Annotated in this window: 26 protein-coding genes and 3 pseudogenes; 11 read left to right on the top strand and 18 right to left on the bottom strand. The window is 69.8% G+C overall.

The genetic code is table 11. The features are described from left to right. Positions 1–478 precede the first annotated feature (478 nt). Together F7Q99_RS27205 and F7Q99_RS27200 are read left to right on the top strand one after the other, a co-directional pair. Complete coding sequence (locus F7Q99_RS27205; protein WP_153465584.1) at positions 479–1,405, top strand: ParB/RepB/Spo0J family partition protein; 927 nt, start codon at positions 479–481, stop codon at positions 1,403–1,405. A gap of 394 nt (positions 1,406–1,799) precedes the next feature. Then, positions 1,800–2,267 (top strand): hypothetical protein, encoded by a 468-nt coding sequence (locus F7Q99_RS27200; protein WP_153465583.1) that lies wholly within the window; start codon positions 1,800–1,802, stop codon positions 2,265–2,267. Between the two features lie 103 nt (positions 2,268–2,370). Here F7Q99_RS27200 and F7Q99_RS27195 read toward each other — a convergent pair whose 3' ends face one another. After that, complete coding sequence (locus F7Q99_RS27195; protein WP_195911181.1) at positions 2,371–3,105, bottom strand: SDR family oxidoreductase; 735 nt, start codon at positions 3,103–3,105, stop codon at positions 2,371–2,373. 71 nt (positions 3,106–3,176) lie between these two features. On the opposite strand from F7Q99_RS27195, the gene F7Q99_RS27190 reads away from it, so the two are divergent. Next, positions 3,177–4,121 carry a LysR family transcriptional regulator gene (locus F7Q99_RS27190; RefSeq protein WP_153465582.1) on the top strand — a complete coding sequence of 315 codons (945 nt, stop codon included), beginning with the start codon at positions 3,177–3,179 and terminating at the stop codon, positions 4,119–4,121. A 413-nt stretch (positions 4,122–4,534) separates the two neighbouring features. On the opposite strand, the gene F7Q99_RS27185 is transcribed toward F7Q99_RS27190, so the two are convergent. The 6 genes and pseudogenes from F7Q99_RS27185 to F7Q99_RS27160 form a co-directional block, all read right to left on the bottom strand. Continuing rightward, positions 4,535–4,771 carry a hypothetical protein gene (locus F7Q99_RS27185; RefSeq protein ID WP_153465581.1) on the bottom strand — a complete coding sequence of 79 codons (237 nt, stop codon included), beginning with the start codon at positions 4,769–4,771 and terminating at the stop codon, positions 4,535–4,537. Between the two features lie 184 nt (positions 4,772–4,955). Next, positions 4,956–5,948, bottom strand: a complete 993-nt coding sequence (locus tag F7Q99_RS27180) for a hypothetical protein (RefSeq protein WP_230210333.1) — start codon at positions 5,946–5,948, stop codon at positions 4,956–4,958. Beyond that, positions 5,935–6,220 (bottom strand): annotated as a pseudogene (locus tag F7Q99_RS27175) (IS256-like element IS6120 family transposase); the annotation flags it as partial. The gene F7Q99_RS27180 and the pseudogene F7Q99_RS27175, both read right to left, overlap by 14 nt. Positions 6,221–6,232: 12 nt before the next feature. Then, positions 6,233–7,342 carry an IS110 family RNA-guided transposase gene (locus tag F7Q99_RS27170; protein ID WP_195911180.1) on the bottom strand — a complete coding sequence of 370 codons (1,110 nt, stop codon included), beginning with the start codon at positions 7,340–7,342 and terminating at the stop codon, positions 6,233–6,235. A 245-nt stretch (positions 7,343–7,587) separates the two neighbouring features. Continuing rightward, positions 7,588–7,847 (bottom strand): annotated as a pseudogene (locus tag F7Q99_RS27165) (transposase); the annotation flags it as partial. A gap of 304 nt (positions 7,848–8,151) precedes the next feature. After that, a complete protein-coding gene (locus F7Q99_RS27160) occupies positions 8,152–9,057 on the bottom strand; it encodes an alpha/beta fold hydrolase (RefSeq protein ID WP_230210332.1) in 906 nt (301 codons plus the stop codon). Positions 9,058–9,129: 72 nt separating this feature from the next. Here F7Q99_RS27160 and F7Q99_RS27155 point away from each other — a divergent pair, with 72 nt between their 5' ends. After that, entirely contained in the window at positions 9,130–9,735 is a 606-nt protein-coding gene (locus tag F7Q99_RS27155; RefSeq protein ID WP_153465577.1) for a TetR/AcrR family transcriptional regulator, read from the top strand. On the opposite strand, the gene F7Q99_RS27150 is transcribed toward F7Q99_RS27155, so the two are convergent. The 9 genes and pseudogenes from F7Q99_RS27150 to F7Q99_RS27110 form a co-directional block, all read right to left on the bottom strand. Then, entirely contained in the window at positions 9,732–10,091 is a 360-nt protein-coding gene (locus F7Q99_RS27150) for a hypothetical protein (RefSeq protein WP_153465576.1), read from the bottom strand. The two genes, F7Q99_RS27155 and F7Q99_RS27150, sit on opposite strands and share 4 nt — an antisense overlap. 4 nt (positions 10,092–10,095) lie before the next feature. Further along, positions 10,096–10,391, bottom strand: a pseudogene (locus F7Q99_RS27145) (ATP-dependent endonuclease); the annotation flags it as partial. A 174-nt stretch (positions 10,392–10,565) separates the two neighbouring features. Further along, entirely contained in the window at positions 10,566–12,065 is a 1,500-nt protein-coding gene (locus F7Q99_RS27140) for an MFS transporter (protein WP_153465574.1), read from the bottom strand. 109 nt (positions 12,066–12,174) lie between these two features. Next, positions 12,175–12,633, bottom strand: coding sequence for a MarR family winged helix-turn-helix transcriptional regulator (locus F7Q99_RS27135; protein ID WP_230210331.1), 459 nt, complete (start codon positions 12,631–12,633; stop codon positions 12,175–12,177). A 31-nt stretch (positions 12,634–12,664) separates the two neighbouring features. Next, positions 12,665–13,930 carry a glycosyltransferase gene (locus F7Q99_RS27130; protein ID WP_153465572.1) on the bottom strand — a complete coding sequence of 422 codons (1,266 nt, stop codon included), beginning with the start codon at positions 13,928–13,930 and terminating at the stop codon, positions 12,665–12,667. Continuing rightward, positions 13,927–14,721, bottom strand: coding sequence for a MerR family transcriptional regulator (locus tag F7Q99_RS27125; RefSeq protein WP_153465570.1), 795 nt, complete (start codon positions 14,719–14,721; stop codon positions 13,927–13,929). The genes F7Q99_RS27130 and F7Q99_RS27125 overlap by 4 nt, the downstream gene beginning before the upstream one ends. 532 nt (positions 14,722–15,253) lie before the next feature. After that, positions 15,254–15,856 (bottom strand): TetR/AcrR family transcriptional regulator, encoded by a 603-nt coding sequence (locus tag F7Q99_RS27120; RefSeq protein ID WP_326847153.1) that lies wholly within the window; start codon positions 15,854–15,856, stop codon positions 15,254–15,256. Then, positions 15,849–16,799, bottom strand: coding sequence for an NADP-dependent oxidoreductase (locus F7Q99_RS27115; RefSeq protein ID WP_153465569.1), 951 nt, complete (start codon positions 16,797–16,799; stop codon positions 15,849–15,851). Before F7Q99_RS27115 ends, F7Q99_RS27120 begins: the two co-directional genes overlap by 8 nt. Positions 16,800–16,831: 32 nt before the next feature. After that, positions 16,832–17,284, bottom strand: coding sequence for a nuclear transport factor 2 family protein (locus F7Q99_RS27110; RefSeq protein ID WP_326847152.1), 453 nt, complete (start codon positions 17,282–17,284; stop codon positions 16,832–16,834). Between the two features lie 539 nt (positions 17,285–17,823). Between F7Q99_RS27110 and F7Q99_RS27100 the strand changes: the two genes are divergently transcribed. Further along, positions 17,824–18,573, top strand: coding sequence for a hypothetical protein (locus tag F7Q99_RS27100; protein ID WP_153465564.1), 750 nt, complete (start codon positions 17,824–17,826; stop codon positions 18,571–18,573). A gap of 644 nt (positions 18,574–19,217) precedes the next feature. On the opposite strand, the gene F7Q99_RS27095 is transcribed toward F7Q99_RS27100, so the two are convergent. Further along, positions 19,218–19,700, bottom strand: coding sequence for a MarR family winged helix-turn-helix transcriptional regulator (locus F7Q99_RS27095; RefSeq protein ID WP_153465562.1), 483 nt, complete (start codon positions 19,698–19,700; stop codon positions 19,218–19,220). Between the two features lie 43 nt (positions 19,701–19,743). Between F7Q99_RS27095 and F7Q99_RS27090 the strand changes: the two genes are divergently transcribed. Together F7Q99_RS27090 and F7Q99_RS43740 are read left to right on the top strand one after the other, a co-directional pair. After that, positions 19,744–20,694: an alpha/beta hydrolase gene (locus F7Q99_RS27090; protein ID WP_153465560.1), complete on the top strand. Its 951-nt coding sequence runs from the start codon at positions 19,744–19,746 to the stop codon at positions 20,692–20,694. Between the two features lie 183 nt (positions 20,695–20,877). Beyond that, a complete protein-coding gene (locus F7Q99_RS43740) occupies positions 20,878–21,027 on the top strand; it encodes an AbfB domain-containing protein (protein WP_153465559.1) in 150 nt (49 codons plus the stop codon). Positions 21,028–21,158: 131 nt separating this feature from the next. Here the strand turns inward: F7Q99_RS43740 and F7Q99_RS27080 are convergent, their stop codons facing one another. After that, a complete protein-coding gene (locus F7Q99_RS27080) occupies positions 21,159–22,181 on the bottom strand; it encodes a polyprenyl synthetase family protein (RefSeq protein ID WP_153465557.1) in 1,023 nt (340 codons plus the stop codon). Between the two features lie 516 nt (positions 22,182–22,697). On the opposite strand from F7Q99_RS27080, the gene F7Q99_RS27075 reads away from it, so the two are divergent. From F7Q99_RS27075 to F7Q99_RS27060, 4 genes are all read left to right on the top strand, one after another. Further along, positions 22,698–23,552 (top strand): IS5 family transposase, encoded by an 855-nt coding sequence (locus F7Q99_RS27075; RefSeq protein WP_153463757.1) that lies wholly within the window; start codon positions 22,698–22,700, stop codon positions 23,550–23,552. A gap of 219 nt (positions 23,553–23,771) precedes the next feature. Further along, a complete protein-coding gene (locus F7Q99_RS41555) occupies positions 23,772–23,948 on the top strand; it encodes a hypothetical protein (RefSeq protein ID WP_230210274.1) in 177 nt (58 codons plus the stop codon). 143 nt (positions 23,949–24,091) lie between these two features. Further along, positions 24,092–24,703 carry a transposase gene (locus F7Q99_RS27065; protein WP_195911179.1) on the top strand — a complete coding sequence of 204 codons (612 nt, stop codon included), beginning with the start codon at positions 24,092–24,094 and terminating at the stop codon, positions 24,701–24,703. Between the two features lie 35 nt (positions 24,704–24,738). Beyond that, positions 24,739–25,881, top strand: a complete 1,143-nt coding sequence (locus F7Q99_RS27060; protein WP_407697877.1) for an IS30 family transposase — start codon at positions 24,739–24,741, stop codon at positions 25,879–25,881. The last annotated feature ends 14 nt before the right edge of the window (positions 25,882–25,895 follow it).

The raw sequence follows: 25,895 nt of genomic DNA, 5'->3' as shown, positions 1-25,895 counted from the left end.
GCGAGGCGATGACGCACCAGGCGACGTAGCGCGAGAGTGTGACGGCGGTTCACGCCGGCATCTCGGCGGCCGGCCGGTCCGGCAGAGGCTCGGTGATGGCGGCCGCCGGGACGGCGGGCCGCACATTCGACGGCAGCGGGCGCAGCTACGGGTGGTGCTGGCCGTTCCCCCTTGGCCGGGGCCGGGCTCTGGTGGTCGGGCTGGGTGGTCACCCCGCGCCGGGGAGACGGCGCGGGGGTGCCGGTCCCGTACGGACGACGAGGGTCGCGACTGTTTGGGGAGTCGGCACCGACTGCGGCTTCACCCGGACATTCCTGGGCCGTGTGGAGCCGCTTCGTGTGTTCGGCCCGGAGACGGCCCCCGCGGCCCGGAGCGTTCCTGCTGGCATTGCGCCGAGTCGGGGCCAGACGTTGAACCATATGGCCGTTTGTGGCGTCTTCTGCCCCAGCACCTGTTCCGATCAAGGAGTTCCCCCACCGTGAAGGTCCACCCCGTCACCGCCCTGTTTCCGATGTTCGGCCCTGACGAACTCCTCGACCTTGCCCAGGACATCGAGAGCAACGGCTTGACCGAGCCCGTCGTCCTGGACGCCGACGGTGTCCTCCTGGACGGCCGCGCCCGACTCGCCGCCTGCGAACTGGCCGAGGTCGAACCCCGCTTCACCACCTATCAGGGCGATGATCCGGTCTGCCTGATCGTGGCCGCCAACCGCCACCGGCCGAACACCACCCCCGGCCAGCACGCCATGATCACCGCGATGGCCCGCTCACTCTCCCCGCACTCACTCCCGTCCGACACCGCCCACTGCGGCATCAACGTCACCCGACTGTCCATCGCCACCACCGTGCTCGAACACGCCCCCGACCTCGCCGAACAGGTCCGCACCGCCACCCTCACCCTCAACGCCGCCTACACCGCCGTCCGCAGACGAAAGGCCGACGCCAAGGCCCTCCTCGCCCAGCACGCACGACTGCGCCAGCACGCCCCCGACCTCGCCGAACAGGTCATCGCCGGCCACCTCGCCCTCACCGACGCCACCGCGGCCCTCGACGCCCGACAGGCGGAGGAACACCTCCGCCGACGCGTCGAGGAGATCGACGCCATCCGCCTCGCCGACGGCGACACCACGCCGGCCTTCGCCCGAACCGCCGAAGCAGGCGACATCGACTGGCACCACGCCCATCAGAAGGCCGAGCAGTACCTCGCCCGGCGCCACGACGCCATCCGCCACGTCCAGCACAGCCTGGCCGGCATCGCCGAACTCTGGAGCGCCGTCCAGGACCTCGCCCACCACCCCCGCAGCCCCTACGCCCGGGAAATCCTCAAGGGCCTCACCGGCCCGGCACGCACCCTCGCCAACCGCCTCATCGCTCTCGAAACCACCTGCGCGACAGGCGCAGCCTGACCCACACCCCGCCGCCGTTACGACTGTGACAGCGGGGAAGTCTTCTGCGGCGGCGGGGAAATGACCCACCGCCGCTGACCGGGGGAAGACTCCGACACGCTCCGACGGCACCCCGGACGCTGCACTTGGCTGGCGGCTTCGTGTCCACCCAGGGCCTGGCCGCTGACCGGCGCGCCGCCCTGCCCGCCCGGCTCCGGGCGGGCGGACACCGACAGCCCTCATGCCCGCAGCGCCCCGATGGCCGCCACGCTGCCAACCGAAGCTGCCCACTCCGCGTAAGCAGGGCCGCCGCACCGGCTTTACTGTCGTACGTTAACGATCATTAGCCTCGTATAAGTGGCAATACACGAGGCAACCTCTGTCGAAGCGATCCGCAACAGAAGGGCCTCCGCGCGTGACCCAGCACTTCGAGACCCCAGGCGCCGACAGGGCCGATCGTGACCCTGCCGCGACCGAGCACCGCGCCACCGACGCCGAGGCGCGCGCCGGGCTGGCCGACCGCGCGGCCGAGCGACTCTCCGCCGAACTGCGCAGGTACGGCCGACGGATCGACGAACTCGGCACCACGCTCGCGGCCCAGGCAGCGGCCGACCGACGCGAACGGCAGGCCGCCGCCGCCCACAGCGCACCAAGTGAACCCGGGCCCTCCGACAACTCTCCGTGGCACGGCCGGAGTTCAGCGACCGGCCTGACCCTGATCGTCGCCGGGCACGCCACCGACCCTGGGCTCGCCGACACCTCGATCCCCGGCGGCTGGCCGATGGTCAACCACGGCAAAGGCTGGGAGGTCGACCGTGGCCCGCACCGCGTGCCCTACAGCCCTCACCCCCACATCCCCACCCCGACGGAAGGCAGCGGGTGAGTAAAGCTCGTGGGGATGGGCGCCGCACAAGAGGCCAGTGATCGTCACTGCGGAGGTTGAAAACACCCCGGCAGGCTTCGGGCGGAGACGGCGCGGCATGGTCTCACCAGGGAATCGGCCCGCCCTCGGCCCAAAAGGCGCCCGTCGGGCCGTCCTCGCCCGCCGTCGCCAGGTCAACCGCCACGGCCGCGCCCTCCTCCGCCGTGCGTATCCCGGTGTGGCGGTTGAGGTCGGTCGCGCAGTAGCCGGGACTCACCGCGTTGACCAGGATCCCTTCGGCGCGCAGTTCATTGGCGTAGAGCACGGTGATCGCGTTCAGCGCGCTCTTCGAGGTGCAGTAAGGGAGGAGGATCGAGGAGTAGGCGGACCACGGGCTGTCGGGGTCGGCCAGGTGGGTGAGGGAGCCGAGTTCGCTGGACATGTTGACGATGCGTGCGGCGGCAGAGCGGCGTAGCAGGGGGAGCATGGCGTGGGTCACCGCGATGACGCCGAACACGTTGGTCTCGTAGACCTGCCGGACGGTGGCGGCGGGGGTTTCACTCGGTTCTTGCGGTCCGGCGGCGATCGCGGCGTTGTTGACGAGGATGTCGAGGCGGCCGAACGTGGCGTCGATGTGCTGGGCGGCGGCCTGGACCGAGGTCTCGTCGGTGACGTCCAGCGGTACGAACCGTACGTCGGCGCCGCCCACGCGAAGCTCCTCGGCCGCCGCCTCGCCACGTTCGGCGTTGCGGGCGCCGATCAGCACGGTGATGTCGAGGGCTGCGAGCCTGCGCGCCGTTTCCTTGCCGATGCCCTTGTTCGCGCCGGTGATCAGAGCAGTCTTCTGCGAAGTCGTCATGGCACCCAGCCTCCCCTCACCCACGGGCGTCAGGGAAAGACCGGAAGACTCTGGATCTATAGTCCACAGATATGAGTGAGCTAGAGGTGCGGGAGCTGAGGTACTTCATCGCGGTCGCCGAGGAACTGAACTTCAGCCGGGCCGCGCAACGCCTGGGGATGGCGCAGCCCCCGCTGTCGAAGGCGATCGCTCAGATGGAGTCCCGGCTCGGGGTACGCCTGCTGGAGCGCACCACCCGGCAGGTGAGGCTGACCAACGCCGGTCAGGTGCTGCTCGACCAGGCCCGGATCGCGGTCGACGCGGTGCACGCGGCGGCCCGGCGAGCACGCCGGGCCGGTCAGCCGACACCCCAGCTCGTCGTGGCGGTCAAACCGGGAGGCGATGCCGGGCTGCTGCGGGAGATCCTCGCCGCCTACCGGGGAACGGGTTCGCATCTGCCGCCGCCTGAAGTCGTCGTCGGCGGCAGCGGAGAGCCGATCGCCATGCTGCGGGACGGCCGTGCCGACGTAGCGCTGCTGCGCAGCCCGTTCGACGGTCAAGGGCTGGATTCCCAGACGCTCGTGGTCGAGCCGCGACTGGCCGTCCTCCCCGCCGGGCACCGCCTGGCCGGACGCCGGCGACTGCGGCTGACCGACCTCAAGGGTGAACCGATTCCGCGCTGGAAGGGGGCCGCCCCCTCCACCACCGCCTACTTCACCGGATACGACGGAGCGGAAGCAGGCGATGGCCACACAGGATTGGCGCCGGCTGACGCTCCTGAGGGGCCGCTCGTGGCCAGCGTCGAGCAACTCCTTGAGGTGGTCGCGCTGGGGCAGGCGGTGGCGTTCCTGTCACGCTCCACCACCGAGCGGCACCAGCGTCCGGACATCGTCTACCGGCCGGTCACCGGCCTCAGCCCCAGCGCGGTCATGGTCGCCTGGCCGGAGACGTCGCGATCCGCAGCCGTCGCCGCCTTCGTCCAAGCCGCCCACGACGTCGCCGCCCACCACCCCGACCACATGACCGCACTGGCCTGACCGCCGTACTCAACCCTGGTCGCGCCGACCACGCGCTTCTTTCCTCGCCCCGGTACCAGACAGCAACCGACGCGAAGAATGGCCAGCCCCCACCCGTCACCGTCATGCGCATGCCGCGGGAACACGACCAACAGGCAGTGATGACGACTGACCGCTAGCCGCTACCTTCAGTCACGGCAACTACACATAGTTACCTTTCGCTTGGTCGCGCCGACCCGCGCGGAGGGCCGACAACGCTACGGCGTCTGACCCGCGTCGGAGTCCCCACCTGCGCGGCGGCACCTGCCGCCGCCGCGCGGTGACGGCATGTCAGCCTATGGCCTCCCGGTCTGTATCCGCCCGGTCAGCAACTGGAGGACGGCACGGCTCCCTGCCGCAGGGTCGCCTGGTCGGGACTGCGCCTGCCGACAACCTCATCCCTGCAGCTCAAACAGCATGGCTTGTGCCGATCCGGGCAGCGGCTTCGTGCGCGCCGTCAGCATCACCTCCCGCACAGCGGGTTCATCGAGCCATGCGCCGAGCCGATCGTAGCCGGGCGCCAGCGGCGCCGTGCTGATCCTGCTGCCCCGAGACCAGTGGAGAACGAAGCCGAGAACGGTCTGGTGGTCCGCGGACGAGGGCCCTGCTCTGCGGCGCACGTACGCCTCCATCAGGCTGGAAGCCTCTCGGCCGAATGTCCCCGAGAAGTCCCAGCGGCCGGATCGGGCTAGCAGTCGCACGTAAAGTGCCTGGTCAGAAGGGTCGGGCCGTGGCCGTCGCCGAGGTTGACCCAAAGTAGGCGTACAGGCCAACCAGCTCGCCGAATCTGAGCAATTGTCAATACCCTTGGATCTGCTAGCTGGTCTGACGCGGAGGTGATGGTTCGGTGTCGGTGGGTGGCGTCAGCATGGTGGCGAGTCGGTCGACGCCGAATCCGCCGATCAGGAGGCGTTCTTTGCGGTTTCCGGTGAGGCGCTGGGTCCAGTCGACGAACCCGCCGTCCGCGATCTCCAGTTGCTGACCATGGATGGTTGCGTAGATCTTGTAGCACAGGTCGGTGTAGTAGCCGCGTCCGGTCACCCGGTCGGGATCGTCGATGATGTCGATGCCCGGTGTTCCGGCCAGCTCTGTACGTGTGCGGGCCAGGATCGGAGCGGCGGACTCGTCGAGGCAGGTGATGCGGATCTCGGTCCGGCGTACTCCAGCACGTGCCATCGCCCGGACGGCGAACTGTAGGTGCTCGACCAGGTGCTGTTGCTCGAAGGTCCGGCTGCCGGTGTCCCGGCCCGCGGTCACCAGGGCGAATAGTTGGAAGTGGGCGAGCATGCCGGGCGCGTCGAAGTGCTGGGCGCGCACGACTCGTTGGCTGGCGGCCATCCGGACCGGCACGGCCGAGCGGGGATCGGCGGCCAGGGCCTGGGATCTCCGGTGGGCTGCCTCCAGGGCCAGTGCATTGGTCGGGTCGGCTGCGACCTCGCTGCCACGAATGGTGGCGACGACCTTGCGCGGGTCGACGGTCGCCACCGCCGTGTGCGCTGCCAGGGGTACGAGCGGAGCCAAGGTGAGCATCTGGAAGTCGTCCGGCAGTGCCGAGAGCAGGAAGTCTTCGGCTCGTCGTATTTGTGCGAAGCCTGTCGGGGCCGGGGTCACGAACCGGTCGGTGCGATAGCGCCGCATCACCTCGGCCGGGGTGAGCCGATCGGCGCGGCGTCGGAAGACTTCCAGGAGCAGCGTGGTCAGATCCGTCCCGGTCAACCCGTTGGCCAGCAGGTCCAGGAGTTCCAGTCCGCCTGCCTTAGCCAGAACTCGTCGCAACGCCGGACCGGCCGAGTGTTCATCGCTCGTCATGGCGGACCAGTATCGCCTGGCCGGCATCGGGGAGACCATCGATTTCCGCGCATCGTGGCAGTTGTGCCGCCGCTCGGTCACGCTCCATCAGGACTCCGCGCTCGAAGGGGGCTCCAGGGCGGACGAGCGGGACGAGGTGGGCGCCGTTGACGGCCCCGCCATCGGACCTGGGCCGACTCGACGAGCTTGAACACCATCGCCAGGCCGGCGGCGCGCGAGCCGGCACCCTTGGTGACTTTCGTGCGGAGCCGGACGGTGGCGAAGGTCGACTCGAAGCTCTCTTGTCAAGCGGCTGCTGGGAAGGCGGTTCCCGAGGTCTTCCGGAGGGCCTCGTCCTTCCACATGTGACGGATGATGACGTTGGCGAGTTGTCGCTTGTGGGCCCGGCGAGCCTCGCGTTTCGTCTTGTTCTCGGCGATCTTCCTCGCGACGTAAGTACGGGCTGGCTCGTGGCATCTGACCTGGGTGACGTGCACGATGTGCAGGATCGAGTTCACGTTGCGGTTGCCACCGACATCGAGCCGATGGCGACGGGCCGGCCCATGGCCTTCGCCGGAAGACAAGGCGATGGGAGCCGACCCGCACCAGCGGGCGAACTGGGCCTCGGTGGTGAACCGGCAGGGGTCGCCGACCTCGACGAGCAGGTCCATGGCGGTCACCGGGCCGATGCCGCAGATCTCCGTGAGTGTGCAGCCGAGCTGTTCCAGCAGCGGCGGGATCCTCTTGTCGAGGATCTTGATCCGGCCGGTCAGCAGGCGGATGTCGTCCAGGGCCGCCTGCAGCCGGTCCAGTCGGACCCGGTCGACCGTGCTGAGTCCGTCCCACTGGCCCGCAAAGGTCTCCAGCATCTCGAGCTGTGGCAGTACGCGGCTGGTCGAGGGCAGTTGCGACCGGATGCTCAGCGGCAGCGAGACCAGGACCGCTTCTGCCTCGGTCAGCTGGCGCACGCGCTGCAGGATCAGCGAGTCCCGCCAGTCATGGACCGCGGTGAGCTCCTCCCAGGCCGCCTCAGGGGCCGCGTGCTTGCCAGCGGGCGGCAGTTGAGGATCGGCCAGGGTCTCGCGTGCGATCGCCTCGGCATCCTCGATGTCGGTCTTCGCGCGACGCCGGCGCCTTCGGCGTTCGGCCGTGCGGTTCGGTTGCACCTCACGGACGTCGTATCCGGCTGCGGACAGCGCCACGGCCACGGGCTGCCCCAGCGCGGCGGATCCTTCGACCCCGATCCGGTCGATGACCAGCTCCGTGTCGGTGAGGAACTCCAGGAGCTCGCCGATCCCCGCCGGGGTCACCGGGACGGAGACCACGTCGACCAGGTGGCCGTGGCTGTCGACCACCGCCAAGGTGGCGCTGTGCTTGTGCGGGTCTATCCCGCCGACACCATGTCCTGCTTCCAACTCCACTGCCTTTCCCAGAAACCGGCTACGGTGGGAGCGCGGGCCTCGTGGTGTCGGCAGATCTGGGTTGAGTCGGACAGGCTCTCTTCAAGCCAGGCACTCGAGGCCCGCGCTCACGGAACCGCCCGACACTTCGAATCCAGGGCAACCTGTCAGGCGCCAATCGCGTTCAGAGTCAGGGCGGACCGCTTCAAGCGCCGAACGGGGTAGCTACTCCCCGGTCGGTGGCAGAAGTACAACACCCAGATCGGGTTGGTGGTCCGCAGCTGGATCCAGTGCTCCGCGGGGTAGTCGTAGAGCTCCAGCAGCACGTCCTGGTCGTCAGTGATCTTGGCAATGGTCTTGGGGAACTTCGCTCCGTAGAGCTTGGCAAGGTCTGGACGGCCTGTTCGGCGTGCTCGCGGTCCTCGGTGTTGTAGATGTCCTGGATCGCCTTCTTCGCCGCCGGCTGGGCCGACTTCGGCGTGGCGTCCAGGACATTGGCCGTTTTGTGGACCCAGCACCTGCACGAGGGGCTGGGGCCGAGGATGCGGCCGTCAGCGGTTGCGGCGGGCGAGGACCTTGAGAACCTCGCGGGCGCCGCGGCGGTGCGCGCCGCATCCCATTGCCCGTGGCGCGCACCGCCTGACCGGCCAGGCCGGGGGTGGGACACCGCGGCTTCCATCGCAGGACCCAAACGGCGGTCCGGGTACATAGCGCCCGATGCTCCGGTGTCACTTCGTGATCTTGTTCCGGATTCGGATTGTGACTGAGCAGGCTGTCTGTCAACTGAGCGCGTTTCCTGTCACCACGGGCAGCGGCAGGTGGTGTTACTCGCTCCGGGTGGGTTCGGGCTGAAGTGCGGTGATGAACTGCAGGAGGCGTTCGTTGACCAGTTCGGGACGCTCCAGATTGAGGCCGTGGCCGGCCCGCTGAACGATCTCGGCCTGAACATTCGGGATCAGCGCGGTGACCCGCTTCAGCACCTGACGGGGCCGGAGCAGGGCACTGCGGCGTCCCAGCAGGACGAGGGTGGGCAGCTGGATCGAGCTCAGTTCCTCGTCGGTGAACGGTCTGGCCGCAGGGCGGGTGTTCGGCTTGTAGGTCCGCATGCCCAGCATCAGTGGAGCGATCATCTCGGACGGTGAGCTCAGGGCGGGGTTGGCGAGCAGGCGCCCGAGGGCGGGTCGGAGCGGTCGGGGGGCGAGCATTCCGAACAGCCCGCCGATCATGTGCGCGTAGAACCGCGCGGGGACCTTCTCGATCCCGCCGGGGTCCAGCGGGACGATCGAGGCGAGGCGCTCGGGTGCGTGAACGGCCTGGTTGAGGGCCAGCCATCCGCCATAGGACAGGCCGACCAGGTGGACGCGCTCCAGCCCGAGTCCGGCGAGGACCTCGCCGAGCCAGGCCGCGTTTTCCTCGGAGCCGGCCGCGACGGCGCGTTGCACGCTGCGGCCGGGGTCGTCCAGCGTGTCGATCGCGTAGACCGGGTGGTTCTCCCCCAGGGCGGCGATCTGCGGGTACCAATTGGAGGCGTGTCCGGCGTGGCCGTGCAGGAGCACGATCGGCTCGCCGGTTCGGGCCCCGTAGCGGTGGACATGGACGGTGCCGTAGCCGGTTTCGACATCCAATTCCTCGCGCGGGCCCGGCCACAGCTCCATGGCACGGTCGTACGCCTCGAGGAACTTCCCGCGGGCTTCCTCGCTGACGAAGCGTCCGACACTTGTTCTGGTCATGGTCCCCCCAACACGCGAAACAGCAGTACTTGATGGTATGTTTGTACCATAAAAGAGTTTGGAAGGAACCCGATGCCAAAGCTGGTGGACCATGACGAGCGACGGGCCCAGATCATCGACGCCTTGCTCCGCGCGGCGGCGGACACCGGGCTGCACGCCGTCACCATGCGGTCCGTCGCCACCGAGGCGGGCATCTCGGTGCGGCTCGTGCAGTACTACTTCGATACCAAAGAACAGCTGCTGCTCGCCGCACTCAACCGCCTGACGGCGCGCATGGGTGAGCGGGTCCGCGACCGGGTGAGGACGGCAGGCTCCTCACCGACTCCGCGCGACATCGTCGAAGCGGTCCTGCTCGAAGCGGTACCCACCGACGAAGAGAGCCGGATCTTCCACCTCGTCTACACCGAGTACGCGGTGCTCTCCATCACCGATCCCGCCCTCGGCGGCCAGCCGTTCCTCGCGGCACCCAACGAGATGGAAGGGTTCCTCGTCGGGCAGCTCGAAGCCGCCCAGCAGGCCGGGGACGCCGATCCACGCGTGGATGCCGGCCAGGAGGCCGTCGTACTCCTGTCCGTCTCTGCCGGCCTCGGCCTGAGCGTGCTGCTCGGCCAGCGCACGGCAGGCGACGCGACTGCCGTTCTGCACTACCACCTTGGTCGGCTCTTTCCCGGTTCCTAAGCCCCCACGAGTGCCGAGTCGGGACGCCAACCACCCGCTGGTGACAAGCAGTCCGTCATTCCGGTGACGACTGTCGCCGCAGCCGGCGCAGTTTGGTAGATGTGGCCGTCGCCGCCGACCGCGACCACGTGCGTGTCGCCGTTGACACCAGCGTCCGAAATCGAACCCACGGCGCCGATGTCACCGGTCTGGCCCGCGATGTCTGGGAACGATGACCAGTTGCCCGACGCGTCGCGGATCGCGTGGTGGATCCCGCCACCGCCGTTGACGATCACAGCGCTCCAGTACCGCCCCGGCGTCGGTAACGCCCGCGCTTCGTCCGCTGTCGAGCGCGCTCGAAACGGCAGTCCGTCCACGCCCTCACAGGCTCGCGAGGAGGCCGTCGAGCGGGGCGGTGTCCGGTCCGGTGCGAGAGCCTCGACGAGGAGACGGCCGTAGCGGATCTTGCGGCCCTTCTTCGTGCCGAGGAAGCGCCGCACCTGCTGATGCCGGGGCCGGCCGTGCTGTGCGGGCTGACGCTGGAAGGAATGCCAGGCACGGAAGTCGCCCTCAGCCCGGAGGATCTCCTCGACTGCTGCCGTGCCGAGCGCGCGGATCAGTTCGTCCTCCAAATCTGCGGTGCATACGTAGATGTCCCGGAGCGGAGCCTGTGACCGCGTCAGGGCCGCGTGGAAACCCACGGCAGGCGCGATCCGTCGGAGCCGCCCCTCACCGGGGACTTCGCCCGCGAGTAGCGCTCGGAATCGACGGGTTCTGGGCGGCGTCCCCGGCACTGTGTTCTCCTGGGACGCGCTGTCCGAGGGCTATCACCCCACTGGTGTGACTCGTACCTACTTGTCGGCTTCTTTTCGTTCCTGTTCGGGCCGCCCTTCCGGCGAGCCGGTCATCGATTTGGACCGGCCCTGGCTCGGTGCGCCGGTCGGGGCTGCGGTCGGGTTGGTCTCGGGCGAGCGTTGGCGGGCGAGAGCGAGGCTGGCCATGGTCGTGATCGCCATCGCGGCGATACCGACCAGCGCTGCCGTGGTGTAGGCGCCGTCCCTCGGGAAGAGACGGCCGGTGTCGGTGCCGGCGGCCAGGACCAGGCCGCCCATGGCGCTGCCCAGGGAGTACCCGACGCTACGGACGACATAGTTGAAGCTCATGGCGCTCGACGTCTCGCTCTTGGGGGTGACGGCCAGGATGACGCCAGGCATGGCGGCCGAGAAGCTGCCGACACCGAAGCCCAGCACGCCCATTGCTACGAACAGTTCGGCCAGGTTCGACCGGGCCGCCGCGAAGAGGACGAACCCGCCACCGACGACGACGGCGCTGCCGGCCAAGAGCAAGGGGGCGTCGATCCGCATCCGAACCCGAGGCGTGAGCTTGCCTGCGACGAACCCCAGCACGGAGAACGGGACCAGGACCAGCCCGGCGACGAAGGTGGTCAGCCCGAAGCCGTAGCCGGCGCTGTGCGGCGTCTGCGCGTACCGGGTGATGAGCGTGAGTAGGAGGTACATGCCGATCCCGCCGACGAACATGGCGAGGTTCGCCCCGGCGACCGCCGGATGCCGTACCGCCCGGACATCGACCAGGGGCGCCTTACTGCGCAGCTCGGAGGCGGTCCAGACGCAGAGCAGGAGCACGGCAACGATGGCGAGGACCACCGCCACGGCGAGGTGACGGCTCCATAGACTCGTCTCGCTCGCGAGGAACAGGACGAGGAACAGTCCACCCGCCAGGACGAGTGCGCCCGCCACGTCCACGTGAGCGGAGCGGCCTTTCGGAGCCACGGGCATGGAGCGCCACGCGGCCAGGAAGGCGATAGCGGTGACGAACAGACCGAGGCCATAGGCGGCCCGCACCCCGCCGAACTCGGTGAGCAGCCCGGCGAGCGGGTAACCGACGCCGGCCCCGATGATCGAGACCACCGAGATCAGGGCGATCGTGTCCGCGCTGCGCCCCTCGGGAAGATGGTCGCGGGCCACGCCCATCATCAGCGCCGTCAGACCGAGCCCGACGCCTTGGGCCGCCCTGCCGACAAGCAGCCACGCGAACGGCAGCGGCAGCACGGTGAGCGCACTGCCAGCGACGACGACCGCCAGCGTGGCGAGAATCGTGGCTCGTCGGTGTGGGCCGGCTCCGAGCCGGCCGAGGACGGGCGTAGCGACGGCGCCGCTCAGCAGCGAGATGGTCAGCGTCCACTGCGCGCTGTCGAGTGAGACGTGGAACGTGGTCGCCACGCTGGTGATGAGCGGCGTCCCGAGGCTGGCGACTGCCGCCACGACCAGGGCGATGAACATCAGGGAGGGGACCAGCAGCCGCGCCTCGGAGTGCTCCCGGGTCGTGCTCATCGGTGGCTCCCGGTCGTGACGTGGTCGAACAGGCCGGGACGGATGCGAGCCCGGACCCTTTCCGCCCACGGCTCGGAGTTTGCAGTGACCCTGCCGAGTGACCACCCTGTCACTGCTTCGGCCCTTCCTGATCTTGGCTGTCGAGCGCTGCGAGATGCAGCAGCGCCGGAAGGGCTGCCGTCAGGGCCTCGACCTCGTCGTCAGTGAGTTTGTCGATCAACCCCGCAAATGCCTGGGCGCCCGCCTGGCGCCGCGCGCGGACGTAAGACGCGCCGGCCTCGGTCAGCCACACCAGCGTGACCCGCTTATCGGACGGGTCGCCTCTCCGCTCGACCAGCCCGGATTCCTCCATCACCCGGACCAGGACGGTCATCGCGGGCTGGGTGACACCCTCAATCCCGGCTAAATCGGTGATTCGTCGTGGGCCGGTCCTATCCAGGGTGGCCAGGGTGGCAGCGGACGTGAGGCTCAGGTCACGTGGAAGACGCCTCACGGCCCTGGTGGCCAGTCCGTAGAGGGCCGACCCGATTGCAGTGGAGGCGCGACGAGTGGCATCTTGACGGCTCATGCTTGAAGCATAGCACTTTTATATGAATGCTTTATGCATCTCCGGGCCGGGACGGCCCGGTGAAACTCACCAGCTGGCGACCGTCCTCCAACGCCGCCACAGCGTCCACGACCCGCGCCGCGCCGTCCTCCTCAGCCATCGCGCGGGACGCCGCCTCCGCCCGCCCTCGCAAGGCCCCGCCCTCCACGGCCTGACGAATGGCGTCAGCCAGCCGGGCGGCAGTCAGCTCGGCGAACGGTATCGGGCGGGTAGCCGCGCCCAACCGGGTGAGCCGCCCGGCCCAGAACGGCTGGTCGGCCGTCACCGGGACCGGGACGCTCGGGACACCCGCCCGCAGCACCGCAGCCGCCGTACCGGCGCCGGCGTGGTGGACCACCGCAGCCATGCGTGGAAACAGGTGCGAGTGCGGGATCTCTCCGACCGTCAGCACATCGTCCCCGTCGGCCGCGATCCCGGCCCAACCCGACTGCAGGACACCGCGCACCCCCGCACGCCCCAGCGCGTCGACCACGAGGGCGCCAAGACGCTCACCCTGCCCCGCCGCCATGCTGCCGAAGCCGATGAACAATGGCGGTGGCCCCGCCCGCAGGAAGTCCTCGACCTCCGCCGAGAGGCGGTAGTCGGCCGCCACGTGCGGCCACCAGTTGCCGACCACCCGCAACCCCTCCCGCCAGTCCGCCGGGCGCGGCACCAGGGTGGGACTGAACCCGTGCAGGACCGGCCAGTTCGCCCTTTCCTGTGCGCGCCGTCGAGCCGTCGGGGAACACCCCGGCAGCCCCAACCGCGCCCGCAGCCGCCGCGCGGCACCCGTGTGCAGCCGGTCCACCACGCGCTGGCCGAACGCACCCGCCACCCGGTTGCCGAACCGGCCGAGGGAGCGGGCTGGGCCGACGACCGGCGGAAACTCCCTGGTCGGCAGGGTGGGTTGGAGGTAGACCCCGAGGCTCGGTACGTCCATTGCCTCCACCAGGTGCCAACCGAGCGGGGCGGTCGTGGTGGCGAGCAGGAGCAGGTCGGCGCCGGGGGCCGCCGCGTCGGCCAGCCCGTCGCCGAGCCGGTCGATGAAGGCGGCGGCCCGTGCCAGCAGTGCCGACCGCCCCTCCTTCCGCTCGGACGGTGCCCCGCGCGGGTCGACCGGCAGCGGACGGAACTCGAGACCGCTGCCGCCCACCAGTTCGCGGAAGGTCTCCGGCGCTGCCAGGGCGACCTCGTGCCCCGCGTCACGGAGGCGGGCGCCGAGCCCGGTGTACGGGGCCACGTCGCCGTGCGATCCGGCGGCCATGACGAGGATCCTCATCGCGTCACCTCCGGGCCCGTCCCGGTGCGCCGCTCAGCGTTGACGCCGATGGCGCTGCGGAGGTACCCGGCCAGGCCGGGGCGCTGCTCGGCCGGGGGCACGACGAGGGCGAAAGCCCGGGCGTCCGCCTCGTAGTCGTCGGCGATCCGGCAGTGCATCTCGGGCGGGCAGGGCGTGAACCAGCGGGTGATGTGCTGCCGGTGCTCCTCGGCGAGGTCCAGTACCACCTGATGGTCGGCCGGGAGCTCCTCGTCGAAGGCGGCCAGCACTCGTGCGCGCCACTCGGCGGCCTCCGCCATCAGCTGCCGCCAGTCCTCCTTGGTGTGCGTGGCGGCGCGGGCCAGCGACTCCTGGTGGCCCTCCCGTTCGCCCCACTTGAGGTGGGCGTCGGCGGCGTAGCTGAGGTCGAAGACGACGTCGCCGAAGACCTCGAACCGCTCCTCCGGGGTGAGGTCGATCCCGGTCCGCTGAACCTCGATCGCCCGTTCGGCGACGTCCACCAGCTTCTGCAGCCGCGCGATCTGCTCGGTGAGGGCGTCACGCCGGGCGATCAGGTGGTCCAGTGCGTTGACCTGCGGGTCCGCCAGGATGTCGGCGATCTCGTCGAGCGGGAAGCCGAGTTCCCGGTAGAAGAGGACCTGCTGGAGCTTGGCGAGGTCCGCGCCGTTGTAGAGCCGGTAGCCGGCCGGGCTGCGTTCACTGGGTGACAGCAGCCCGGAGCGGTCGTAGTAATGCAGAGTTCGGATCGTGACCCCGGCGAATCCGGAGACCTGTCCCACCGACCAGCTCATCTGCTCCTCCGTACATCCGTGCATCCGTGCGTTCGCTGCGCCCCACCGTGCGGCCTGACGTGGGGTAAGGGTCAACACGCGCAGCTCAGCGGCCGGGTGCCGGGCCGCGGGTTGCGCTTGCGGCCGGCCTTCAGGACCAGGGCGCAACGCGACCCAGCTGAACGGTGTTTGGTGCTGCCTCGATCCGAGGCCACTTACCGGTGGTTGCTCGTGGCCATTTCGAAGCGATCGGTAAGCGGTTCCGTCAGGCCGCCAACAGCTCGGGCGGCACGTGGCCCGCATCCGCTACTGCGCGAACTGCGGCGCCCGGCTCCCCATTCGTAGGTCGGCCCGGCGCCGGTACTGCGACAAACGTCTGCCGCTCGCAGGCGTACCGATCGCGGAGGGTCGCGGTCCTGGTGGTCAGCCGCCCCAACACGAAGCAGGGACAGTGAACCGCCGTCCGACCGCCGGCGTCGCCCTCCCCCACCCCCGGCCAGGCGGTTGGCTTTCCCCATCGCGACGCGGCTCGACCACGATGGCCCCACAACTCTCAGCCACGAGCAGCCGATTCCGGGTACACCGCCATCAGCCGATGCGCGAGCTGGCGCAGGCGGGCGGCGGGACCGCCGGACGGGTAGATCCCGCCGACGGCAAATGCGCCGACGATGGCGACATGAAGCTGATCGGCCAGAAGGGCACTGTCGGCAACGTCAAGTCGCTGTGTGAGTTCATGAAGTCTGCGGCCGAGCTCCCGCTCGTGCTGGAGGCAGCGCCGGCGGATGTCGACCTTGCCCGCGTCGAACTCTGCCGCGGTGTTGACGAACGCGCAGCCTCGGTAGCCGTCTCGGGTGGCGAGCTCCTCGATCCAGGCGAGCTGAGCCTCGAGTTCGGCCCGTGGATCACCAGGGTGTGCGGCTGCCTGGGCGTCCCATCGCTGCCAGAAGTCGTCATCGCGCCGTTGGAGGACGGCGAGGATCAGGTCGTCCTTGCTGGGAAACCACCGGTACAAGCTTGCCTTGGCCATGCCGGAGCGGCGTACGACTTCGTCGACGCCGACCGCGTGCGTGCCGTTCTCGTAGAAGAGCCGGGCCGCCGTGTCGACCAGGTGGTCGCGCACGGCGACCCCGCGCAACTGCTTGGGCTTGTCAGTCACGTTCGAATTCCTCGGTGTCCATCACGATGGCGACCTTGCCGAAGCCACGCCGATCCGACACCCACCGTTGTGCTTCGGCCGCACGGGTCAGACCGTACTCGCCGCCGATGACCACCCGCAGCCGGCCGGCGTCGATCCGAGACGCGATACGGCTGAGTCCTTGGGGATCGGGCTCGACGAGGCACGAGGCGACGCGGATCCCACGGTCGGCTCCATCAGCGGTGTACGTGGGGATCGACCAGGCGGTCGCGAGGGCGATCGAGCCACCGCGGGTGACACGGTCGAAGAGCGAGCGGCCGAACTCACCGCCGACGAGATCGATGACGGCGTCGAACCGCCCCGCCGAGGCGATCTGCTCAGGCTCGTTGTAGTCCACGCAACTGTGAGCTCCCAGGCCGAGGAGTGTCGCGTGGTGACTCGGCCGCGCGAGCGCGACGACCTCGGCACCGCGGTCTGCGGCGAGCTGAACGGCGAGGTGACCCACTCCGCCCGATGCTCCGCTGACCAGGACCCGACCGCCGGGCTCCACGTGCGCGGCATCGAGCATCTGCCCCGCGGTCAGCGCCGACATGGGCATGCACCCGGCCTCGGCGAACGAAGCGGAGGCCGGCATCGCCACGACATGGTGGGCGGGAACGGTCATGTACTCGGCGTACGTGCCGGCGGGGTAGGGGAACCAGGCGAGCCCGAAGACCCGGTCCCCGACGGCGTGGCGGGTGACGCCGTACCCCACGGCATCGACGACACCGGCGACATCCCAGCCAGGAATGAACGGCAGGCGCATCGACTGCTCGTAACCGGCGTTGCGACCGGTATGCATGTCGATGGGGTTCACGCTGGTGGCGCGAACCCGGATCCTCACCTCGCCGGCCATCGGCTCGGGTCGATCGACCTGCACGATCTGGAGCGGTGATCCCCACTCGACGTGCTGCGCCGCCATCATGGTCGCGAGGCTGGGCCGACGAGTTCCGACGATCACGACTCCCCCACGAGGTCGGTCGCCGCGACGCCGCACTGCCGTGCGAGGGCTGCGACGTCGAAGTGGAAGCTCTCCCAGAGCACCTTCCCCTCCCGGAAGCGGAAGAGGATGAACGCGTTCACCCGGGCCGACTCGCCATTGGGTACAGCGCCGCCGACGGTGAATGCCGGTGTGAGGCTGATGTACCCCCAGCAGCACAGCGTCCGCCCGTCCAGTGCGTAGCCGTCCAGGTCCACCTGGTAGTCCGGCGCGAAGGCGAACCAGTTCTCGAGCACCTTCGTGATCGCGGGGCCCTCGTGACGCGAACCGAGGGTGGGTGACTCCAGCACGGCTTCAGGGTGGTAGATCGCTGCAGCAGCCTGAGCATCCTGGTGGTTCTTGGCTGCGGCCAACTGCCGGACGATGCCGATCGCACGTTCTCGCGTTATCGGTTCCTCGAGCGTCACCACGGGCGTCTCCTCGTGAGGTAACAAGACGGATCGGTCTTCATTCATGTGGCCCTTTCTAAACGAGACAGATCTGTCTTGTCAATGGTGGGATCCTGGCAGTTCACTCCGACTGCGCCTGCGAACACGTCTCCTGACTGACCATCACGATCGCCGGACCTCCCGGCGCGGTGAAGCGCCCCGACCGGGGCGGCAGCGGCGCAGAATGCGGTGAAGGCCCGGTTACGGCTCCATCGTCGGCGAGGTCGCAGCGTGGAGGGTGGCGTCGTCCCAGCCCTGGCCGTACCAATACAGGCCGGCCAGAACGGGTAGCGCAGCGGCAGCCCCGACGGCGCCGGAGAGGTGAGCGGCTTGCTGCTCGACGACCAGAGCAGTGGCACCGGCGTAGCCGAGGGCTGCTCGGCAGGCGAGTACGACCCGCGGCAATGCTGGGCTTGCGGTACAGACGCCCGACGACGGGCCGCAACCGGGGGCCGCGCGGCGGCGTCCACGCGAATGCGAACGGTTGCCCAACCGTCGTACTCCTGGGGGGAATTCCGCACATGCCGATCAACGATGCCGTACCCGCGCCGCCGCCGCACGGCTCCCTGCCGCCCTGCCCGCGCTGCGCGCTGACCGACCAGGTCCGCAGCGTGCCGGCCGTCCACCTGAGCGAGCGGCGGAACGTCACCGTGCGCGCCTCCGGCCATGACGGCCGCACCGAGACCCGCGAAGAGGTCTCCGCCCTCGGCCGGGCCCTGGCGCCCGCGCCGCCGACGACCAGCACGGCGGTCCAGGCACTGGTGGTCCTGGGCCTCGTGACGCTGGTCGGGGCGGTCTTCACCTTCATCCAGGGCGCCATGGCGCGCGACGCGCCCGTCCACCAGAAGCCCGACCTCTCGCCGCCGGACTGGGTGACCAAGCACCCGGGGTTCCCGAACGACTTCCCCACCGACCTCCCGGGCGTCTTTCCGAAGGCCGCTCCGGCGTCCCCGGCCACGCACGCGGCGGGTCCGCTCGCCAGCGCGAACGACGCGCTGCTCCCGCTCTGGGGGTCGTACCTGATCCTGGCCGTCGCGATCGCCCTGCTGGCGGGCGCGACCGCGCTGTTCCTCTCCAGGCGGCGGCGTCTGGAGGGCCGGCCGCAGGCCGAGCGGCTCTGGAACCAGGCCTGGTACTGCGCCCGTTGCGGCACCGCGCACTTCCCGCCCACCGCCGGGCAGGGCACCGAGGCGCTCGGCCTCGCGGAGTTCCGCAAGGCGGTCTGGACGGCGGGCGGCTACGGCGACCTCGCCGAGCGGTACCGGCCGTAGGCGTGTCGACAGGTCCCGCCATGTCGGCCGGCCGCGCCCCGTTGTGGCCGACCATCAGGATCAGAGACCATTCCCCGCCCCCACATGCGGACAGGTCGCACCCTGCGCTCCCTGACCGGGTACAGCTTCGCGTGCAGCACCAGCACCTCCCACCATGGATCATCCGGAACGGACACCAGAGCAGCCACCAGCTCCCGCTTCGCGGGGCTGAACAGCACAAGCGGGCCCAACTCCTGCGCGGCGTGGGCCTCCACGCACCCCGGGCACTCCAGCCGGTCGCCGTACATGCTGGTGGGGCGGCTCGGGGTCGGCGACATGGGCGCGGTGTACCTGGGGCCGGTCGGCCGGCGGGCGGACCGTCGCGGTCAAGGTGATCAGGCCGGAGCTGGCAGAGGACGGGTCCTTCCGTGCCCGCTTCCGGCACGAGGTCGCCGCGGCCGGCCAGTTCTCGGGGGCGTTCACCGCGCCCGTCGTCGACACCGACACCGAGGGGGGACGCGCCTGCCGGACGGTTTCCTCGCCGCTGCCTTCGCGCACTGGCTCTGTGACGCCGACAGACGGTCAACCCGTGCGAGCGTGCTCCTTCGACAGAGGCGTCGCCCGTGGGCCCGGGCCCGGTTCTGGGGGTGCCGACCGGGCGCCGGTCAGCCGGTGGGTGTGCCGACCTGGTCGCGTTCGAGCGCCGATCGCAGGGTCGAGAGGGCGCGCGCGACCGTTGACAGCGAGCGGGCGTCCAGCGTGCCTCCGAGCAGTTCGGCGAGGCTGCCCGTGAAGGTCTGCTGCGCCTCCTCGACGAGCAGCGCGCCGTCGTCGGTCAGGGCCAGCAGCGAGGACCGGCGGTCCGCCGGGTTCGGCCGGCGGGCGGCCCACCCCTGCTTCTCCAGGCGGTCGATGCCCTTGCTGGTCGCCCCGACGCCGATGGCGAACTCGGCGGCGAGGTCCGCGACCCGGCACCCGGGATGGTCGCGCAGGTAGCTCAGGAACTCGTACTGCGAGGTGACGATCCCGTGCCGCTCGCGGAGACGGTCGTTGAGGGCGTTGTACAGGCGCGTCTCGCACCGGACGAGGTCGGCGAACAGCTCGGACAGGTCGGCCCCGGCGCGGTCTCCGCTCGATGTATATTCCATGGCATATAGTGTACAGGAAGCTACTTATGGCGGGAGTGTGCCCATGAGCAGGGAGCAGCGCATCCGGATCGACGAGGTCCTGCGGCAGCCGGGCCCCGAGGGGCCCCGGTCGGTCGAGGAGATCCGGGCCGGATTCCGGGAGTTGATGGCCCGGATGATCGTGCCCCACGGCAGCATACGAACGGCGCAGACGACGCTCGGCGACCGGCCCGCGCTGCGCGTCGAACCGAAGGGTGGGCCGGCCGAACAGGCGGAGGGCGGCTCTGCCGCCGGGACGATCCTGTACTTCCACGGCGGCGGCTGGGTGTTCGGCTCGCCCGAGACCGCCCTCTCGCTGACCGGGAACCTCGTGGCCAGGACTGGCCTCGGGGCGTACTCGCTGGACTACCGGCTCGCCCCCGAACACCCCTTTCCGGCCGCGATCGAGGACGCCCTGTGCGCCTACCGCGCCCTCCTCGACCGCGGCGAGGCGCCCTCGGCCATCGTCTTCGCGGGGGACTCCGCCGGTGGCGGCCTGGCGGTCACCACCTGCCTCGCCGCCCGGGATGCGGGCCTCCCTCTCCCCGCTGCCATCCTGGCCTTCTCCCCGGGTACGGACGCGACCCGGACCGGCGAAAGCATGGACACCAAGGAGGGCATCGACCCGATCTTCACCCGCGCGGGCCTCGAACACACCGGAGCCATGTACCTCGCCGGAGCCGACCCGCGCCAGCCCCTGCTGAGTCCGGCTGTCCACGCCGATCTGACCGGCCTTCCCCCGATGCTGATCCAAGTCGGTACCAACGAGGTGCTGCTGGACGATTCCACCCGCCTGGCCGCGCGGGCGAGGGCAGCGGGCGTGGACGTCATCCTCGACGTCACCGCCGACGTGCCGCACGTGTTCCAGTCGTTCGCCGGCGTCCTCGACGAGGCGGACGAGGCATTGGACCGTGCCGCCTTCTTCCTGCGTCAGCGGATCCGCGCCGGAGGCGCCACGCGGACGTCGGCCGGATAGGCGCGCACCGGTCGCCGGTTCGCTCGCGACCGGGCGCCAGGGCGATTGCCGCTCGCCGCGACGCATCGTGACCGAGGCTGGACGCGCCACTTCCGGAATCGGCTGGAGCGCCCCGACTGAGCGAGGCACAGGCCCGGAGCGGCGCCGCTCCGGGCCGCCCAGCTCAGGAAGCCGTTCCTCCTGATGGTTACTGCAATTAGCGGCCGAGTCCGTTCCACCAACTACCCGGACCGCTACATCGGTCACCGTGACTCCCCTGTGTGGGTCGAACCGGAAGACAGCGCCAACCTGGCACCCGACGCGACCTTCCTCAAAGCGATCCGTATCGACTGACGGGGAGGAAGACGGTCACTGCGCTACTGCGAAGCAGCCCTGGCCGCATGCCCTGGCTGCTGGACGTCGATGTTGGTGTCCTGGCCGCAGGGCAAGCGGCGGGGCACCACGGCCCGGCCGCGGCGCGGCGGTCAGGGCAGTTCGTCGGCGATCGCGTCGAGGAAGACGGCGAGTTCGGCTCTGGCGGCCGGGTCGGAGACGGCGTCGGGCAGCGCTTGTCCCGCCAGGTGGATGTGCTCTCTGATCCGCGCTTCGAGCCAGGTCCGGCCGCCGCACGCTTCGATCAGGGCGGCGACCTGCACGAGTCGGTCGGGGTCGGGCTCGCTGGTGTCGTCGTAGAAGGCGGCCAGCTGGTTCCGGGCCGGGCCCTGGGAGTCGAGCGCGTAGGCCACGAAGGCCCGGCTCTTGCGCTGGCGCAGGTCGGCGAGGGAGTCCTCCAGGGACTCGCGTGAGCGGCTCCAGACGCCTTCCCAGTCGTCGAAGAACGCCATGGCCATCCCGGCGTGGTAGCCGAACCGTTCGGCCGCCGCCACTTCGGCGTCCGTGGCTCCGCGTACCAGCGCGCCGACCAGTGAGACACCGGCGGTGGGCAGCGCGATGGTGCGCTCCAGCAGGTCGAGCGAGTTCCGCAGGCTCATCCGCGAACTGCCCTCGGACTCCAGGTCGCGGATCTGGCCCGAGCAGCACTCCCGGATGGCGAGGGCGGCGCGGCGGCTCAGTTCGACCGCGACCCGTGGCTCTTCGGCGGCCAGGAGCTCGAAGGCCAGGCAGTGGAGGGCGACGCCCACCTGGATCGCGGCCGGTACGCCGAACGCGTTCCACAGCGTCGCCCGGCCCTTGCGGATCAGCTCGCGGTCGATGATGTCGTCGTGGACGGTGCCCGCTGCGGACATCAGTGTGCCCGCCACGGCGGCATTGCGGACGCCGTCCCACGCTTCCTCGGTACTGCCCGCACACAGCAGCGACATCAGTGCCGGACGCCGACGGAATCCCACCGGGGTGGATGACCGCCCGTCGGCATCGATCCAGCCGAAGTGGTACTCCGTCATGCGCCGGACGGGTTCGCTGAGCCTGCTCGTCGCCTCGCGCAGTGCGGGCTCCATGTAGGCGATCACATCGTCGGTGATCTGCTGTGAGGTTCGTACGGTCCGCAAAGGGGCCTCCTGCAGTGGTGGGCGGAACCGGCGCGGGTGTTCGGTGCCTCGGGGGGAGCAAGGGCGATCGACCGGGAAACCCCTCGGAAGGGCTCCGTCACCCGGCGTCACACGTTGTTCCACTATCGGGGATCGCCGTCGGCAATCGCGCAATCTCGCGGTGATGGGCAGGCTTCGCGCCGCCGCCGGGCGCTGGTGCTGGCGCTGATCGACGGCGCGCGGCGGCCGCGTGTCGTCGCCGTCCAGCACCGTGTATTCCAGCGCGAACCTCGCGGACACCCACGGTCTGCACTGGGAGGCGCGCTGGTGGCAGCCCTGGGAAACCGCGGATTGCCCCCACGGGATCAGACCCGAATCCGCAGGTAGTGGCGGTGATCGGTGACTGATACGACGACAGGTGCGCTTTCGGTTTGAGTGGACGTTAAGTCCCTTTTCTCTCGGCTCGTGATCGCTCGTTCGTGTGAACGTTGGCCGTACTGGCGTGCCAGTCGTGGTTCGGGTGATGTTCTGCGGCGCATGGACAGACGGGCGTATCCGAGCGACTTATCGGACGAGCAATGGGCGTTGATCGAGCCGATGATCACGGCCTGGAAGCAGGACCGGGTGGCGCGATCGGCGACCGGGGATCCGGGGTCCTGTGATCTGCGGGAGATCGTGAACGCGGTCTTCTACCAGAACCGGACGGGCTGTCAGTGGCGCTACCTGCCCCATGACCTGCCGTCCTGGTCGGCGGTGTTCTACTACTTCGGCCTGTGGCGCCAGGATGGGCTCGACCAGCGGATCCAGGAACTCCTGCGTTGCCAAATCCGGGAGAGGGCCCGCCGATTAGAGGACCCGTCCCTCGTGATCATCGACACCCAGTCCGTCCGCGCGGCCGCCGGTGTTCCGAAGAGCACCACGGGACTGGACGCGAACAAGAAGGTGTCGGGCCGCAAGCGGGGACTGGCCGTCGACGTCATGGGGCTGATCATCGGTGTCGTCGTCCTGGCCGCCTCCGCCCACGACAACGCCGCCGGCACCGCCCTGCTCGACCAGGCCGCCGAACGGTGCGGGATGCGTCTGGAGAAGGCCCTGGTGGACCAGGGCTTCAAGGACGAGGTCGTCATCCACGGTGCACTGCTGGACATCGACGTCGAAGTCGTCCGCCGCAACCCGGCCGACCAGGGCAAGGGCTTCGTCCCGCAGCCGAAACGGTGGGTGGTGGAGCAGACGAACGGCACCTTGATGCTGCATCGACGCCTCGCCCGCGAGTACGACCACCGGCCCGACACCTCCGCCTCACGCGTCTACTGGGCCTCCACCGCGAACATGACCCGCCGCCTCACCACACCAGCCCCGGCCTGGCGCGACACCCTTGGACTGGCCGCGTGAACGTCGCCCGAACTCCTGGCAGACCTCCAGACCCGGCAGGACGAGGCCGCCGCCCGGGCCGCAGAACTACGGGTCCGGATTGAAGAGCTCGCCGCCGACCTGACCGAGACCGAAGCGCGGCTCACGGACCTGGCCACCACCCGAAAGATCATCGCGGAGGTCACGCCGGCAGGAGCCGAATCCGAACCACCCGAGACGAACACCACCTACCAGGCAATCGTGAATGCCTTCAACCAGCACCCCGACCAGGCATTCCGGGCACGCGAGCTGCACAAACTCCTCGGCATACCCACCGACGAGGCGTCCGTCAACATCACCCGCAGCCGCCTCGGACGCCTCACCCGCCAAGGCTTCCTCACCCAACCCGGACGAGGCCGCTACCAGAAACGGACTTAACGTCCACTGAGAAGATCGGGGTTCCTACACCGTGACCAGCTCAAACGTGAAAGTGCACCTGTCGAGTGAAGACGATATCGCGTCGCCGTACCGTATCCGGTGCCCCCGGTCGTCGCTGGACCAGGCTGAACGCTCGGGTGGGGGTGCCGAACGGGTCGCTGACGGAGAACGGCGGCCTGGTGCTGGTGGCCGAGCTGGACCGGACGCTGGGGATCACCGCCGCCCTGGACACTGGGATCGGCCCGGTCAAGATGCGTGACCGTGGCCTGTCGGGCGGGGAGTTCGCGCTGGCGTTGGCGGCAGTGCAACTGTGCGGCGAGGACCACTTGGTCGGCTTCGACCGGCTGCGTGCGGACACGGTCGGCGAAGGGCTGCTGCCCGCGCCCGTCCCGGCCGCGACGACGGCCGCCACCTTGGCCGCCCGCTTCAAGCAGGTGCAGCGCGAGGGCCTGGAACGGGCCTCGTCGCAGGTCACCGCCCGTGCGCTGGCCGCACTCCCGATCACCGAACGAGCCCGGATCCTGACCGGGCCGGTGACGATCGACCTGGACGCCAAGGACATCGAGGTCTACTCCACGCGCAAGGAGCAGGTCGTCCGTTCCTACAAGGGCGAGATCGCCGGACGGGTGCACGCCGCGCACTGGGCCCAGGCCGGTGTGCTGTTCTTGGGTTCTAGGAGTCGTTGCAACACCCCAGTTCAGGGGATGCATTGGACTTCGAGATCCGCAAGGACCGGACGGCCCAGGGGCCTGTGAAGCTGCGCCGGGAACGGGAGGCATACTCCCGGCTCATGCAGCAGGGCTACACGAACACCGAGGCGTGCCGGATCGTCGGCATCGCCCGCCGGACCGGCCAGAAGTGGCGTCACGGCCGCGGAGCCGAGCAGCGGCAGAAGGCGGCACCACCGATTCGCATGGTGGTGCCGCCTTCCGGTGTCTCCCGGTATCTGAGCGAGGACGAGCGGATCCACATCGCCGACCGGCTGCGGGAGAAGGCCACCGTGCGGGCCATCGCCGCGGAGCTGGGCCGCAGTCCGTCCACCATCAGCCGGGAGATCCGCCGCAACCGCACCGAGGGCACTCGCGGGCAGTGGCACTACCGTCCGCACGCCGCCCAGGCCAGGGCGGACGCTCGCCGGCCCCGCCCCAAGGCCCGCAAGATCACCGAGAACCCCGAGCTGCACGCCGCCGTCCAGGCGATGCTGGACGAGCAGTGGAGCCCGGAGCAGATCTGCCACGCTCTACGTCGACAGTTCCCCGACCGGCCGGAGATGCACGTGGTCCACGAGACCGTCTACCAGGCGCTCTACGTCCAGGGCCGCGGCGAGCTGCGGCGCGAGCTCGCCGGTGCCCTGCGCTCAGGCCGGGCCCGCCGCAGGCCCCAGCGGCAGGCCAACTGCCGGCGTTCCCGCTTCACCGACCCGATGGTCATGATCAGCGAGCGCCCCGCCGAGGCCGAGGACCGGGCCGTCCCCGGCCACTGGGAGGGCGATCTGATCCTCGGCAAGGAGCACAAGTCCACGATCGGCACCCTGGTCGAGCGTTCGACCCGCTACGTGATGCTGCTGCACCTGCCCGGCGACCACACCGCCGAGACCGTCCGCGACGCCCTAGTGGCCACCGCCCGGACACTCCCGGTCCAGCTGAAGCGGTCCCTGACCTGGGACCAGGGCAGCGAGATGGCCAGGCACGCGGAGTTCAGCCTGGCCACCGACATCCCGGTCTACTTCTGCGACCCGGCCAGTCCCTGGCAGCGCGGCTCCAACGAGAACACGAACGGCCTGCTGCGGCAGTACTTCCCCAAGGGCACCGACCTGTCGGTCCACACGCCCGAGCACCTGGCCGCCGTCGCCGACCAGCTCAACCGCCGCCCACGCAAAACGCTCGGCTGGGAAACCCCAGCCGAGCGTCTGGCTAAACTCCTCGCGGCCTAGACAACCGACCACGT

The organism is Streptomyces kaniharaensis (assembly GCF_009569385.1).
Taxonomy (GTDB): domain Bacteria; phylum Actinomycetota; class Actinomycetes; order Streptomycetales; family Streptomycetaceae; genus Kitasatospora; species Kitasatospora kaniharaensis.
The sequence above is the reverse complement of the archived record's forward strand: the minus strand, read 5'-3'. Positions and strand labels throughout refer to the sequence as shown.